The organism is Pseudomonas shahriarae, from assembly GCF_014268455.2.
In the GTDB taxonomy this organism is placed as follows: Bacteria; Pseudomonadota; Gammaproteobacteria; order Pseudomonadales; family Pseudomonadaceae; genus Aquipseudomonas; species Aquipseudomonas shahriarae.
This window is the reverse complement of the sequence record NZ_CP077085.1, coordinates 3594287-3608490: the sequence shown is the minus strand read 5'-3', so window position 1 is coordinate 3608490 and position 14204 is coordinate 3594287. Positions and strand designations below refer to the sequence as shown.

Here is a 14204-nt window from a genome sequence, read left to right as displayed (position 1 = left end):
CAAGGAGCAACTTTATGAGCATTACTCGTTACGGCGCCGGCAGCACTGCCGGCGGTGGCCAACCCCGCCCATTTGCCCGTGCGGTGGAGGCCGATGGCTGGTTGTACGTGTCGGGCCAGGTGCCGGCGGTGGATGGCGAGATTATCAACGGCGGGATTGTCGAGCAGACCCACCAGACCATGAAGAACGTGGTGGCGATCCTTGAAGAGGCCGGCTACGGGCTTGAAGACGTGGTCCGGGTCGGCGTATGGCTGGAAGACCCGCGGGACTTCTGGAGTTTCAACAAAGTCTTCGGCGAATACTTCACCCCCGAACACGCCCCGGCGCGTGCCTGTGTGCAGGCGAATATGATGGTCGATTGCAAGGTTGAGATTGATTGCGTGGCCTACAAGAAAAAAGGCTAAATGCCCGATCTCAAGACCACTAAAAATTCAATGTGAGAGTGAATTCGGGGGGGAGCGGGCTTGCTCGCGAAAGCGGTGTATCAGTGCCAGATTTGTTGGCTGACACGCCGCTTTCGCGAGCAAGCCCGCTCCCACACAAAGCGACTCTTACATGGACCTCTTACGCTGATGAAGACCGCCATGACCGAAGACACCATCAAGCGCCGCGCAAAAGGCCTGGACCGAGCGTTCGATATCCTCGATTTTCTCAAGGAAGTCGGCCAGCCCCTGCGCCCCAATGATATTGCCAGTGGCATCGGCAGCCCTAAGTCCACGGTCTATGAACTGGTCGCCTCCCTGCTGGAGCGGCGGATTCTCGAAACCGTGGGCAAGGATGGGCACGTGTACCTGGGGCGCCAGCTGTACTTCCTCGGCCAGGCCCACTTGCGCCATTTCGACCTGACCCGCGAGGCCGATCACGCCTTGCAGGAGATCGTCAGCCAAACCCACGAGACGGCGCAGATGTGCCTGCTCAACGGGCGCAAGTACACGGTGGCGCTGATGCGCGAGGGCGAGCGGCACTTCCGGATTTCTTCGGATATCGGTGAAAACGCGCCCATCCCCTGGACTGCGTCCGGGCGCCTGTTGCTGGGGCATTTGAGCGACCAGCAGATCATCGACCTGATCGACCACGACGACTTTATCCTGCCGGACGGCCAGCGTTTACCCCTGGACACCTTCCTCGGGCAGATCCGCCAGGCCAGCGTCGATGGCTTCTTTTCCTTCGACAGTGTTGCCGACACCTTTACCCACTGCTTTGCCGCCCCGGTGCGTGACGCCCAGGGTGTCGCCATTGCGACCCTGTGCATCGTCGCCCCACGGGCCGACGCCAAGAACAATTACGACGACTACCGCCGGGTGCTGATCGAAAGCGCCAATAACCTGGCCCGTCGCATCAATGAATAGCGAAACGGAGTAACCCCATGTCTGCCTTCAATGCCGTTGAAAAAGGCGCCGCCGCCAGCGGTGCCCACCTGGTACGCGACGTCAGCCTGCCCGCCCTGGTGCTGCACCGCGCGGCCCTGGAACACAACATCCGCTGGATGCAGGACTTTGTCAGCAACAGCGGCGCGCAACTGGCGCCCCATGGCAAGACCAGCATGATGCCGGCGCTGTTTCAGCGTCAGTTGGCGCAGGGCGCCTGGGGCATCACCCTGGCTACCGCGGTGCAGACCCGCGCGGCCTATGCCGGTGGCGTGCGCCGGGTATTGATGGCCAACCAACTGGTGGGCGCGCCGAACATGGCGCTGATCGCCGAGCTGCTGGCTGACCCCGACTTTGACTTCCATTGCCTGGTCGATCACCCGGACAACGTCGCTGACCTGGGCGCATTCTTCGCCGCCCGTGGCCTGCGCCTGAACGTGATGATCGAATACGGCGTGGTCGGCGGCCGCTGCGGTTGCCGCAGCGAGCAAGAGGTGCTGGACCTGGCGCGGGCAATCAAGGCCCAGCCGGCCCTGGCACTTACCGGGATCGAAGGTTATGAAGGGGTGATCCACGGCGAGCATGCCATCAGCGGAATCCGCGAGTTTGCTGCGTCCCTGGTGCGCCTGGCGGTGGATATGCAGAACAGCGGGGCCTTTGACCTGGGCAAGCCGATCATCACCGCGTCGGGTTCGGCCTGGTATGACCTGATCGCCGAGTCTTTCGCCGCGCAAAACGCCGAAGGGCGCTTCCTCAGCGTGCTGCGCCCCGGCAGCTATGTGGCCCACGACCACGGCATCTACAAGGAGGCGCAATGCTGCGTGCTGGACCGGCGCAGCGACCTCACGGAGGGCCTGCGCCCGGCCCTGGAAGTCTGGGCCCATGTGCAGTCGTTGCCGCAGCCGGGGTTTGCAGTGATCGCCCTGGGCAAGCGCGACGTGGCCTACGACGCCGGCCTGCCGGTGCCCCTCAAGCGCTACAAGGCCGGCGTGCTGCCGGCGGTGGGCGATGACGTGAGTGCCTGCAAGGTCACGGCGGTGATGGACCAGCACGCCTTCATGAGCGTGGCGGCGGGGGTTGAACTGCGTATTGGCGACATCATCTCGTTTGGCACCTCGCACCCGTGCCTGACCTTTGATAAGTGGCAGGTGGGGTGTTTGGTGGATGAGCAGTTGCAGGTGATCGAGACATTGCACACCTGTTTCTAGACCGCGTCGCGGCCATCGCGGGCAAGCCAGCTCCCACATTGGGATTTGTGAACACATTCAAATGTGGGAGCTGGCGGGCCTGGGATGAGGCCCCAAAACCCAGCCGAGAATCCAAATATGACCCCACACCCGCGCATCGCCCTGATCGGCGAATGCATGATCGAACTACAACACCGCGCCGACGGCAGCCTGCAACAGAGCTTCGGTGGCGACACCCTGAACACCGCCGTCTACCTGCGCCGCGAGCTGGGGGCCAGCAGCACGGTGGATTACGTCACCGCCCTGGGCGATGACAGTTTCAGCGATGCCATGTGCCAGCAATGGGCCGCCGAAGGCCTTGGCCTGGACCGGGTCCAGCGCTTGCCGGGGCGTCTGCCGGGTCTGTATTGCATCCAGACCGATGCCAACGGCGAGCGCAAATTCCTCTATTGGCGCAACGAAGCGGCGGTGCGCGATTGCTTCACCACGCCAGGGGCCGAGCCGGTCCTGGCGGCCTTGCCGTGTTATGACGTGCTGTATTTCAGCGGTATCACCCTGGCTGTATTGGGCGAAGTGGGGCGCGTGCGCCTGTTGGCCGCGTTGCTGGAAGCCCGCCAGCGTGGCGCCCGGGTGGTGTTCGACAACAACTACCGGCCGCGTCTGTGGGCCAGTGTCGAAGCCGCTCGTGAGGCCTATCAGCAGGTGTTGGCGCAGGTGGATATGGCCTTGCTCACCGAAGACGACGAGCGTGCCCTGTTTGGCTATGCCGACAGTGAGCAGGTGTTCGCCGCTTATCCAGGGATCGAGGAAGTGGTGCTCAAGCGCGGCGCGGATGACTGCCTGATTCGCCAGGGCGGCGAGCGTTTTGCGGTGCCGGCGCAGGTAGTCGAAAAGGTGGTGGACACCACGGCGGCGGGGGATTCGTTCAGCGCGGCGTATCTGGCCAGTCGGCTCAGGGGTGGTTCACCGCAAGAGGCGGCTTTGGCGGGGCATCGGTTGGCCAGCCGGGTGATCCAGATTCCGGGTGCGCTGATTCCCAGGGACTGATCGTTCCCACGCGGAGCGTGGGAACGATCAGGGTGCTCTAGTCGCGGTAGAACACCTGCACCAGGTGATACCCAAACTTGCTCTTGATCGGCCCATGCACCACCCGCAGCGGTTTCTTGAAAATCACCGCATCAATCACCCCGACCATCTGCCCCGGCCGCACTTCACCCAGATCGCCGCCGCGCTTGCCGGACGGGCAGATGGAGAACTTCTTGGCCAGCACATCAAAGGCTTCGCCCTTGGCAATACGCTGCTTGAGTTGTTCGGCTTCTTCGCTGGTCTTGACCAGGATATGGCGGGCTTGGGCTTTCATCGGGCAGTTACCTTGCAACGGTCGGGCTTGAAGGCGCGGGATTATGCATCAACTTGGCCTTTGACGCCGATCATGCTGCGGATTTTCGTGGCCAACTGGTCGATGGAAAACGGCTTGGCCACCATGTCCATGCCGTCCTCCAGAAAACCCTGGCGCTCGGCGGCGGTCTCGGCGTAGCCGGTCATGAACAGCACCTTGAGTGTAGGGCGGTGCTGGCGGGCGATTTCCGCCAGTTGTCGGCCGTTCATGCCGGGCAGGCCGACATCGGTCACCAGCAAGTCCACCCGCAGGTCAGACTCCAGCAATGGCAGGGCTGCGCGTGCGTCGGCCGCCTGGTGGGCGGTGTAGCCCAATTCATCCAGCAGGTTGACCACCAGCATGCGCACCGCCGCATCGTCCTCGACCACCACCACGGCTTCGCCGTCCAGCGCCACAGGGGCTTCCACGGGGACCTGCGGCGGGACTTTTTCCAGGGCGGTGCCATGCAGGCGCGGCAGGTACAGGCGCACGCAGGTGCCCCGGCCCGGTTCACTGTGGATCGTGACGTGGCCGCCCGATTGCTGGGCAAAACCATAGATCATCGACAACCCCAGGCCGGTGCCCTGGCCGATGGGCTTGGTGGTAAAGAACGGGTCGAAGGCCTTGGCCAGGATTTTCGGGGTCATGCCGGCGCCGTTGTCGCACACGCCGAGCATCACGTAGTCGCCGGCCTTGACCGGCTCCAGGGTGGTGATGTCGGTGCCGTCGAGGTAGCTGTTGGCGGTCTCGATGCTCAGTAGCCCACCATCAGGCATGGCATCGCGGGCGTTGATCACCAGGTTGAGCAGGGCGTTTTCCAGTTGGCTGGCGTCGGTGTTTACCGGCCAGATATCGCTGCCCAGCTGCACCTTCAGTTCGATATGGGCGCCTTTGGTACGGCGGAACAGGTCTTCCAGGGACGCGACCAACTGGTTCGGGTCCAGGGGCCGGCGGTCCAGGGACTGGCGCCGGGAGAAGGCCAGCAGGCGATGGGTCAGGGCGGCGGCGCGATGGGCCGAGGACACGGCGGCGTCGGTGAAGCGGCCGATCTCATCGCTACGGCCGGCGGCGATGTAGCGCTGCATCAGGTCCAGGCTGCCGATGATCCCGGTGAGCATATTGTTGAAGTCATGGGCGATCCCACCGGTAAGCTGGCCGACCGCTTCCATTTTTTGCGCATGGCGCAGCGCGTCTTCGGCACGTTCGCGCTCGAACATCTCGTTTTGCAGGCGCTGGTTGGCTTCGGCCAGGGCCTGGGTACGCTGGGCCACGCGTTCTTCGAGGTTGTCGTTGAGGTGGCGCAGGGCTTCCTCGGTGAGTTTGCGCTCGGTCTCATCAATCACAAAGATGTAGAAACCATTGACCGAGCCATCGGCGCTGAAGCGTGGCAGGTACTTCATCAGCGCATGCCGGGGCCGGCCATCGCGATGGGGGGTGACGGTAATGAAGCTGCAGGCCTTGCCCTTGAGGGCGGCGGCGATCTTATCGGCGCGCCCGGCATAGATCTCGGCGCCGATCACTTCGCGGATGGTCTTGCCATACAGCTCTTGCGGGGTCAGGCCATACCAGTCGAGGTAGGCGCTGTTGTTCAGGCGAAAGCGTTCTTCGTGATCGACATAACCGATCAGCACCGGCATCGCGTTGATGATCAACTGCAGCTCGGTCTGGCTCTGGCGCAGGGCTTGCTCGGTGTGCTTGCGTTCGGTCAGGTCCAGGGCCGCCCCGAGAAAGCGCGTCGGCCGGCCGTGGTGATCCTTGTAGCAGCGGCCACGGGCAAACACCCAGCGCACCTGGCCGTCGGCCTGGAGCAGGCGATATTCCTCGGCGTACTCGGAGCCATGGCTGATGCAATGCTTGATGCTGCGGGCCACCATGCCACGGTCTTCCGGGTGCACGCCTTGCAGGTAGTCACTGATGGGCAACTGCCGGGCTTTAGCCGGATCAACCCCATGCAGCTGGGCAAAATGGCTGTCGGCGATAAAGCGGTCTTCGCTGATATCCCAGTCCCAGGTGCCCACTGCATCGGTGGCGGCCAGGGCCAGTTGCAAGCGTTGCTCGGTATCGTGCTGGGCCTTGAGGCTGGCCTCGGAGCGTTGTTGCAGCTCCTGGGCGAGTTGCCGGCGCTCGTTGGTTTCAATCGCCGTCACCAGGACCCCGGCGACCCGGCCGCGTTCGTCGCGGATCGGGCTGTAGGTCAGGTCCAGCCAGATTTCCGTATCACGGTGATTGCGCTGCAGGATAAAACGCTGCTCGCTGAACGTACGCACCTGGCCGGCCAGTACGGCGCTGTAGATCGGGGCGGTGAAGTGTTGCATCTCCGGCCAGACCCGGTGGGTCGGCTGGCCGAAGGCCTGGGGGTGCTTGTTGCCGGCCAGCAGGGCGAAGCCATCGTTGTAGATCTGCGTGAGTTCGTCGCCCCACAGCAACAGCATCGGCATCGGTGAGTGGATGACGATATCGACTGCCGTGCGCAGGCTTTGTGGCCAATGGCTGGCATCACCGAGGGGGCTTGTGGCCCAGTCCAGCCGTGCGATCAGGGCCGCGGCCTGGCTGCCGGTGGGTGATCCGTTCATGTGTAAGTGTCCCGCGCGTAACGCTTGAAGAATGACAGAGGCCGATTATCCCGTGCTGCGGAAACGGCTGCCTACCCCTCGAAAAATAGCATGCTTGAGGGGTTTATCTTCAAATGAGTGTGTGGGCGCTGAAACCTTTCATCCTTTATGCCAGCTCAGGGCGGTCGCGAAACTGCTCCAGGGCTTCGGGGTTGGCCAGGGCATCGGTGTTTTTCACCGGTTCGCCATGCACGACATTTCTTACCGCCAACTCGACGATCTTGCCGCTGATGGTGCGCGGGATGTCGCTGACACTGAGGATCTTTGCCGGCACATGGCGCGGCGTGGTGTTGGCGCGGATCACCTCGCGGATCTGCTGCTCAAGCGCGGCGTCCAGGTGTTCGCCGTCATTGAGGCGCACAAACAGCACCACGCGCACGTCGTCCTGCCAGCGTTGGCCGATGGCCAGGCTTTCCAGGACCTGGGGGACTTTTTCCACCTGGCGGTAGATTTCCGCCGTACCGATGCGCACGCCGCCGGGGTTGAGCACCGCATCCGAACGGCCATGGATCAGCAGGCTGCCATTGGCGCGCTGCTCGGCATAGTCGCCCTGGGCCCAGACGCCGGGGAACTGGCTGAAATACGAGGCGCGCAGTTTTTCCCCCTGTGGGTCATTCCACAGGCCAATGGGCATGGCCGGGAAGTGCCGGGTGCACACCAGTTCGCCTTTTTCACCGACCAGCGCCCGGCCCTGGTCGTCCCACACTTCGATGGCCATCGCCAGGCTCTTGCACTGCATTTCGCCGCGCCGTACCGGCAGCACCGGGTTGCCGATGACAAAGCAGGAGACGATATCGGTACCGCCCGACATCGACGACAGGCACAGCTCCTGTTTGATGTCGCGGTACACGTAGTCGTAGCTCTGGGGCGACAGGGGCGAGCCGGTCGAGATCAGGCCCTTGAGGCTGCCCAGGTCATGGCTGCGACGCGGTTGCAGGCCAGCCTTTTCCAGGGTGGCGAGGAATTTCGGGCTGGTGCCGAACACGCTGATGCGCTCCTGGTCGATCAGGTCAATCAGGCGCTCCGGCCCCGGATGAAACGGCGAGCCGTCGTACAGCACTACCGTGGCACCGATGGCCAGGGCCGACACCAGCCAGTTCCACATCATCCAGCCGCAGGTGGTGTAGTAAAACAGGCAGTCGTCGTGTGACAGGTCGGCGTGCAGGCCATGTTCCTTGAGGTGAGTCAGCAGCACGCCGCCGGTACTGTGGATGATGCATTTGGGCACGCCGGTGGTGCCGCTGGAGTAGAGGATGTACAGCGGATGGTCGAAGGGCACGGCGACAAACTGCGGTTCGCCGCCGGGGCGGTAGAAGTCATCCCACAGGGCGACGTTGGCCTGGGTCGGGTAATCCTCGACGCGCGCCTCGGGCCGGGCGTAGGGCACAATGATCAGGTGTTGCAGGGACGGCAGGCGGTCGAGGATTTCATTGAGCTTGGCGCTCTGGTCGATCAGCTTGCCGGCATAGCGATAACCGGCGCAGGTGATCAGCACCTTGGGCTCGATCTGGCCGAAGCGGTCGATCACCCCTTGGGTGCCGAAGTCCGGCGAGGAACACGACCAGATCGCCCCGAGGCTGGTGGTGGCAAGCATGCCAACCAGGGTTTGCCAGGTATTGGGCATGCACGCCGCCACCCGATCACCCAGGCCCACGCCCGCCGCTTGCAGGCTGCGTTGCAGGCCGGCGACGTGGCGGGCCAGTTCGGCATAGCTCAGTTGTTCGCGCTGGCTGTCTTCGCCGATGGCGACCACGGCGGGGTGGTCATCGCGGCGGCGCAGCAGGTGCTCGGCAAAGTTCAGGGTGGCGCCGGGAAACCACTGGGCGCTGGGCATCGGCGTGCCTTCCACCAGCACGGTGCTGGGTGGCGTACGAAACTGCACGTCGAAGAACTCGACAATCGCCGCCCAGAAATCCGGGCGCTGGTCGATGCTCCATTGGTGCAGGGTGGGGTAATCGTTGATCTGCAAGGCGTGGCGATCATTGATAAAGCGCCGGAACTGGTCCATCCGGGTGGTGTGGATGCGTTCCGGGCTGGGTTGCCAGAGGATATCGGACATGGCGCACTCTCTTGTTCTTGTATGAAATCTGCCAGGCACCACACATCCAAACTGTAGGCGCAGGCTTGCCTGCGCCTACAGGGGATTTGCGATGTTTGGGTTACTGGGCCAACCACCCACCATCAATATTCCACGCCGCGCCACGCACCTGGCTGCCGGCTTCACTGCACAGGAACAGTACCAGTTCACCCAGTTGCGGTGGGGTAACGAACTCCAGGGAGGGCTGCTTCTCGGCCAGCAGATCATGCTGGGCCTGTTGCGGGTCTACGCCTGCAGCAATGCGATCGTCGATCTGCTTTTGCACCAGCGGGGTCAGGACCCAGCCGGGGCAGATGGCATTGCAGGTCACATTGCTGGTGGCGGTTTCCAGGCCGACCACTTTGGTCAGGCCGATCACCCCGTGCTTGGCCGCTACGTACGCGGCCTTGCCGACCGAGCCGACCTGGCCGTGTACCGAGGCGATATTGACGATCCGTCCCCAGCCCTTGGTCTTCATGCCCGGCAGGCTCAGGCGCGTGCTGTGGAACACCGACGACAGGTTGATCGCGATGATCGAGTCCCAGCGCTCCACCGGGAAGTCTTCCACTGCCGCCACATGCTGAATGCCCGCGTTGTTCACCAGGATGTCGATGCCGCCGAACTCGCGCTCGGCGTAGGCGACCATCTCGGCGATTTGCGCCGGGTCGCTGACATCCGCCGGGTGATGGCCGACTTTGCCGCCGAAGGCCTGCACCTGGGCGATCACCGCGCTGGCATCGCCGAACCCATTGAGGATCAGATTGGCGCCGGCCTTGGCCAGGCTCAGGGCAATCCCCAGGCCGATGCCGCTGGTGGAGCCGGTGACCAGGGCGGTCTTGCCGTTCAATGTCGTCATGAAAACCTCACACAATACCGGTGGCGTAGAAAGTACCGATCACCACGAACACCGCGAGGGTCTTGATGATCGTGATGCCGAAAATATCCTTGTAGGCTTCGCGGTGGGTCAGCCCGGTGACCGCCAACAGGGTAATGACCGCGCCGTTGTGCGGCAGGGTGTCCATGCCGCCGCTGGCCATGGCCGCGACCCGGTGCAGCACTTCCAGAGGGATATTGGCGGCATGGGCCGCGGAAATAAAGCTCTCGGACATGGCCGCCAGGGCGATGCTCATGCCGCCGGACGCCGAGCCGGTGATGCCGGCCAGCAGGGTCACGGTAATCGCTTCGTTGACCAGCGGGTTGGGGATGCCCTTGAGCCAGTCCGCCAGCACCAGGAAGCCTGGCAACGAGGCGATGACCGCGCCGAAGCCGTATTCCGAAGCGGTGTTCATCGCCGCCAGCAGCGCGCCGCTGACTGCGCTTTTACTGCCTTCGGCCAGCTTGCTCTTGATCGCCTGGAAGCCGAACACCAGGACCATGATGATCCCCACCAGCAAGGCCGCCTGCACCGCCCAGATCGCGGTGAGCTTGGCGATTTCGGTGGTCACCGGTGCGCTCATGCCCGGCAGGGCGAGGCTGTGGGTCTTGCCGTACCACTGCGGGATCCAGTGGGTGAACAGCAGGTTCATCACCCCCACCAGAATCAGCGGCGACAGGGCGATCCACGGGTTGGGCAGGCTCAGGTCTTCGGCGGTTTCCGGCTCGTTGCGCAAGTCGGTGCCATAGCCTTCACCGGCACGCTGGGCCTTGTTGCGCTGGCGCGCCAGGTACAGCATGCCGGCGCAGAACACAAAGATCGTGCCGATCACGCCCAGCCAGGGCGCGGCCCAGGCGGTGGTGTTGAAGAAGGTGCTGGGGATGATGTTCTGAATCTGCGGCGTGCCGGGCAGGGCGTCCATGGTGAACGAGAACGCGCCCAGGGCAATGGTCGCCGGGATCAGGCGCTTGGGGATATTGCTCTGGCGGAACATCTCGGCGGCGAACGGGTACACCGCAAACACCACCACAAACAGCGACACGCCGCCGTAGGTCAGCAAGGCACACACCAGCACGATCACCAGCATCGCCTGGCGGGTGCCGAGCAAGCGGATGGCGGCCGCGACAATCGAGCGCGAAAAGCCCGACAGCTCGATCAGCTTGCCGAACACCGCGCCGAGCAGGAACACCGGGAAATACAGTTTGATAAAGCCGACCATTTTTTCCATGAACACCCCAGTAAAGGCTGGGGCAACGGCGGAAGGGTCAGTGAGCAACACCGCGCCGAGGGCGGCGATAGGGGCAAACAGGATGACGCTATAGCCACGGTAGGCAGCCAGCATCAGCAGCGCGAGCGCCGCCAGGGCAATGATCACACTCATGGTGTGTCTCCATCGGATTGTTATTGTTGTGGGGTGTAGCTGTAGGAAGGGGCTATAGCGGGAAGCGTGCCAAGTTTGTAACTTATTGATATATATGGATATTTATAATTTCTGAGCTGTGGTTTTCATGCTGAGTCTCTATTTCAAGACAGATGAAATTCCAATGTGGGAGCGGGCTTGCTCGCGAAAGCGCTGTGTCAGGCAATGATTTTGTTGCTGATAGACCGCATTCGCGGGCGAGCCCGCTCCCACATGGAGGTGTCTTTGTTGTGAGATTTATATCTCTTTATTGAGATTGCTCGATGCCCAGCGCCACCATCTTCTTGTACAGCGTCGAACGCCCGAGCCCCAATTGCTTGGCGGCCTCGATCACATTGCCCCCGCATTGGCGCAACGCTGCACCAATCAACTGCCGGTCAAACCGCTCCCGCGCCACGCTGAAGGTTTCGACCTCTACGGGCGCCACAGCGCTACGCTCCACCGGGCTGAAGGTGCCGATCGCCGCACGAATCTCCTGCGCATCCAACACCAGGTCATCACTGAGCAACGCGGCGCGCTCCAGCACGTTGCGCAGCTCGCGGATATTCCCCGGCCAGGCATGCCGGGCCAGCAGTGCCAGGGCTTCGCGGTCCAGTTCATGCTGGCTGCGCAGTTCTTCGAGGATTGCTTCACTCAACGCCGGGATATCGTCCAGGCGTTCGCGCAGGGGCGGGACTTGGATCGGCAACACGTTGAGGCGGTAATACAAGTCGGCGCGAAACTCGCCACGCTTGATCGCCGCTTCCAGGTCGTTGGAGGTCGCGGCAATCACCCGCACGTCGCTGTGGATCATCTCGTTGGAGCCCACCGGCTCAAATTCTTTCTCCTGCAGCACCCGCAGCAGTTTGCTTTGCAGGGGCAATGGCATGTCGCCGATTTCATCGAGGAACAACGTCCCGCCCTGGGCGATTTGCAATTTGCCGGGGCGGCCCTTGCGGTCGGCGCCGGTGAAGGCGCCGGGCGCGGTGCCGAAGAACTCGGCTTCCAGAAGGTCATGGGGGATGGCGGCGCTGTTGATGCTGACAAACGCTTTATTGGCTCGGGGTGACGCACCATGGATGGCCTGGGCCAGCAGCTCCTTGCCGGTGCCGGTCTCGCCCAGCAGCAACACCGGCGACTCGGCACTCGCGCTGCGCCGCGCCCGGCGCTTGACCTCGAGGCTGGCAGCGCTGGTGCCGATAAAGTGTGCGAAGTTGTACTTGCTCTGGCGTGAACGCAGCAGCGAGCGGGTCGAAGCCAGTTCCTGTTGCATGCTCAGGTAGCGCTCGATCATCGGCGAGAGGTTGCGCAACTCATCGAACAGGGCAAAGCCGATGGCGCCGATGACCTTGCCGGCATCGTCGTGGATCGGCAGGCGCATCACCACCAACGGGCCTTTGGGCGTGTCCTGGATATCCAGGAGGATCGGCTGGTCACTGCGCACCACCTGGCGTAACAGGCTGTTGGAGATCACCCGCTCGCAAGGTTGGCCGATGGCCTGGTCGGCGCTTTTCAGGCCGAAGCGCTTGGCGTAGCGCTCGTTCATCCACACGATGTTGGCGTCGCGGTCGACAATCACCGTGCCTTCGCTGGACTGCTCGATGATCTCGAACAGGGACTGGATCGCCAGGCCGCGAACGTGCGGGTAGTCCTTGAGGCTTTCGGTGGTGTTCATGGTCGGGGCGCCAAAAATAAAGGATGAGTTCAATGGTAGGAGCCGGCTCCTACAGGGGAGCGTGCGCGGCAGCAAGCAGCTCTTGAGTGTAGGGGTGCTGTGGCGCGGCAAAGACGTCAGCGCATGGCCCGCGCTCAACCACCTGGCCATCCTTGATCACGATCATATCGTGGGCCATGGCCCGTACCACGGCCAGGTCATGGCTGATAAACAGGTAGGTCAGGGCGTATTTTTCCTGCAGTTCACGCAGCAGCGCCACCACTTGTTTTTGCACGGTGCGGTCCAGGGCCGAAGTCGGCTCGTCCAGCAGCATCAAGGCCGGGCGCAGCACCAGGGCGCGGGCGATGGCGATGCGTTGGCGCTGGCCGCCGGAAAATTCGTGGGGGTAGCGGTGACGGCTGGCCGGGTCGAGCCCCACATCCTGCAGCACTTTGATCACCTGGGCGTCACACTCCTGTGGGCTGCATGGCGCGTGTACTTCCAGGCCTTCGCTGATGATCTGCTGTACCGACATGCGCGGGCTGAGGCTGCCGTAGGGGTCCTGGAATACCACCTGCATCTGCTTGCGCCACGGGCGCATCTGTTTCTGGCTGAGGTTGTCGAGGGCCTCGCCCTGGAAGCGGATGCTGCCGCTGGAGTCGAGCAGACGCAGGATCGCCTGGCCCAGGGTGGACTTGCCGGAGCCGGACTCGCCGACGATTCCCAGGGTCTTGCCCCGTTGCAGGTCCAGGCTGATGCCGTCCACCGCCTGCAGGTACTGCTTGCGCCGGAACAGCCCGCCACCGATGGGGAAGCGCACACTCAGGCCGGCGACCTGCAACACCGTCTCGCGCTGATCCTGGCACAGCGCGGTACCGACCGGTTCGGCATCCAGCAGCAGGCGGCTGTAGGGATGTTGCGGGGCATTGAACAGGGTTTGGCAGTCGGCCTGCTCGACAATTTCCCCGGCCTGCATCACGCACACGCGCTGGGCAATGCTGCGCACCAGGTTGAGGTCGTGGCTGATCAGCAGCAGCGACATGCCCAGGCGTTGCTGCAAGGATTTGAGCAGCAGCAGAATCTTGCGCTGCACCGTCACATCCAGGGCGGTGGTCGGCTCATCGGCGATCAGCAGTTCCGGTTCGCAGGCCAGAGCCATGGCGATCATCACCCGCTGGCGCTGGCCACCCGACAACTGGTGGGGGTAGGTCTTGAGGCGTTCCTGGGGGGCGCGAATGCCCACCAGGTCCAGCAGTTCGAGGATGCGTGCCTGCGCCGCCTTGCCGCCCAGGCCCTTGTGCAGCAGCAGGGTTTCGCCGATCTGCTTTTCGATGCTGTGCAAGGGATTGAGGGAGGTCATCGGCTCCTGGAAGATCATCGCGATGCGGTTGCCGCGCAGCTTTTGCAGGGTGCCGGCCTCGGCGCCGATCAGCTCCTGGCCGCGATAGCGCACCCACCCTGTGGTAACGGTGCCGGCCTGGGGCAGCAGTTGCAGGATCGAATGGGCGGTCACCGACTTGCCCGAGCCCGACTCGCCCACCAGTGCCAGGCACTCGCCGGGGCGCACATCCAGGCTCAGGTTGCGCACCACGGTCTGGCCGCTGAAGGCGACGCACAGGTCGCGGATCTCGATCAGGTTGTCAGTCATGGATGCAT

Annotated in this window: 11 protein-coding genes; 4 read left to right on the top strand and 7 right to left on the bottom strand. The window is 63.3% G+C overall.

The features are described from left to right. Positions 1-14: 14 nt before the first annotated feature. From HU773_RS15940 to HU773_RS15925, 4 genes are all read left to right on the top strand, one after another. The gene (locus HU773_RS15940; protein WP_057959246.1) at positions 15-404 is read left to right on the top strand and encodes a RidA family protein; all 390 of its coding nucleotides are present in this window, start codon (positions 15-17) and stop codon (positions 402-404) included. A 180-nt stretch (positions 405-584) separates the two neighbouring features. Continuing rightward, entirely contained in the window at positions 585-1349 is a 765-nt protein-coding gene (locus HU773_RS15935; protein WP_057440989.1) for an IclR family transcriptional regulator, read from the top strand. A gap of 17 nt (positions 1350-1366) precedes the next feature. Then, entirely contained in the window at positions 1367-2575 is a 1209-nt protein-coding gene (locus HU773_RS15930) for an amino acid deaminase (RefSeq protein WP_057959247.1), read from the top strand. 117 nt (positions 2576-2692) lie between these two features. Continuing rightward, on the top strand, positions 2693-3601 hold the full coding sequence (locus tag HU773_RS15925) for a sugar kinase (RefSeq protein WP_057959248.1): 909 nt from the start codon (positions 2693-2695) through the stop codon (positions 3599-3601). Positions 3602-3638: 37 nt separating this feature from the next. Here HU773_RS15925 and HU773_RS15920 read toward each other — a convergent pair whose 3' ends face one another. The 7 genes from HU773_RS15920 to HU773_RS15890 all read right to left on the bottom strand — a co-directional run bounded on the left by HU773_RS15920 (position 3639) and on the right by HU773_RS15890 (position 14196). Then, on the bottom strand, positions 3639-3914 hold the full coding sequence (locus HU773_RS15920; RefSeq protein ID WP_057959249.1) for a peptidylprolyl isomerase: 276 nt from the start codon (positions 3912-3914) through the stop codon (positions 3639-3641). 41 nt (positions 3915-3955) lie between these two features. Then, positions 3956-6505 (bottom strand): PAS domain-containing hybrid sensor histidine kinase/response regulator, encoded by a 2550-nt coding sequence (locus HU773_RS15915; RefSeq protein WP_057959250.1) that lies wholly within the window; start codon positions 6503-6505, stop codon positions 3956-3958. A gap of 145 nt (positions 6506-6650) precedes the next feature. Then, positions 6651-8603, bottom strand: coding sequence for an acetoacetate--CoA ligase (locus HU773_RS15910; RefSeq protein ID WP_186625647.1), 1953 nt, complete (start codon positions 8601-8603; stop codon positions 6651-6653). Between the two features lie 100 nt (positions 8604-8703). Beyond that, on the bottom strand, positions 8704-9477 hold the full coding sequence (locus HU773_RS15905) for a 3-hydroxybutyrate dehydrogenase (protein WP_057440854.1): 774 nt from the start codon (positions 9475-9477) through the stop codon (positions 8704-8706). A 7-nt stretch (positions 9478-9484) separates the two neighbouring features. Then, positions 9485-10876, bottom strand: a complete 1392-nt coding sequence (locus HU773_RS15900) for a GntP family permease (protein ID WP_057959253.1) — start codon at positions 10874-10876, stop codon at positions 9485-9487. A 286-nt stretch (positions 10877-11162) separates the two neighbouring features. Continuing rightward, positions 11163-12569: a sigma-54 interaction domain-containing protein gene (locus HU773_RS15895; RefSeq protein WP_186625649.1), complete on the bottom strand. Its 1407-nt coding sequence runs from the start codon at positions 12567-12569 to the stop codon at positions 11163-11165. Positions 12570-12618: 49 nt separating this feature from the next. After that, positions 12619-14196: an ABC transporter ATP-binding protein gene (locus HU773_RS15890; RefSeq protein ID WP_186625651.1), complete on the bottom strand. Its 1578-nt coding sequence runs from the start codon at positions 14194-14196 to the stop codon at positions 12619-12621. Between the last annotated feature and the right edge of the window lie 8 nt (positions 14197-14204).

What these genes read in the sequence shown, in the direction of transcription:
- HU773_RS15940 (WP_057959246.1), top strand. Translation starts at nt 15, where the DNA reads ATGAGCATTACTCGTTACGGCGCCGGCAGCACTGCCGGCGGTGGCCAA.
- HU773_RS15935 (WP_057440989.1), top strand. Translation starts at nt 585, where the DNA reads ATGACCGAAGACACCATCAAGCGCCGCGCAAAAGGCCTGGACCGAGCG.
- HU773_RS15930 (WP_057959247.1), top strand. Translation starts at nt 1,367, where the DNA reads ATGTCTGCCTTCAATGCCGTTGAAAAAGGCGCCGCCGCCAGCGGTGCC.
- HU773_RS15925 (WP_057959248.1), top strand. Translation starts at nt 2,693, where the DNA reads ATGACCCCACACCCGCGCATCGCCCTGATCGGCGAATGCATGATCGAA.
- HU773_RS15920 (WP_057959249.1), bottom strand. Translation starts at nt 3,914, where the DNA reads ATGAAAGCCCAAGCCCGCCATATCCTGGTCAAGACCAGCGAAGAAGCC.
- HU773_RS15915 (WP_057959250.1), bottom strand. Translation starts at nt 6,505, where the DNA reads ATGAACGGATCACCCACCGGCAGCCAGGCCGCGGCCCTGATCGCACGG.
- HU773_RS15910 (WP_186625647.1), bottom strand. Translation starts at nt 8,603, where the DNA reads ATGTCCGATATCCTCTGGCAACCCAGCCCGGAACGCATCCACACCACC.
- HU773_RS15905 (WP_057440854.1), bottom strand. Translation starts at nt 9,477, where the DNA reads ATGACGACATTGAACGGCAAGACCGCCCTGGTCACCGGCTCCACCAGC.
- HU773_RS15900 (WP_057959253.1), bottom strand. Translation starts at nt 10,876, where the DNA reads ATGAGTGTGATCATTGCCCTGGCGGCGCTCGCGCTGCTGATGCTGGCT.
- HU773_RS15895 (WP_186625649.1), bottom strand. Translation starts at nt 12,569, where the DNA reads ATGAACACCACCGAAAGCCTCAAGGACTACCCGCACGTTCGCGGCCTG.
- HU773_RS15890 (WP_186625651.1), bottom strand. Translation starts at nt 14,196, where the DNA reads ATGACTGACAACCTGATCGAGATCCGCGACCTGTGCGTCGCCTTCAGC.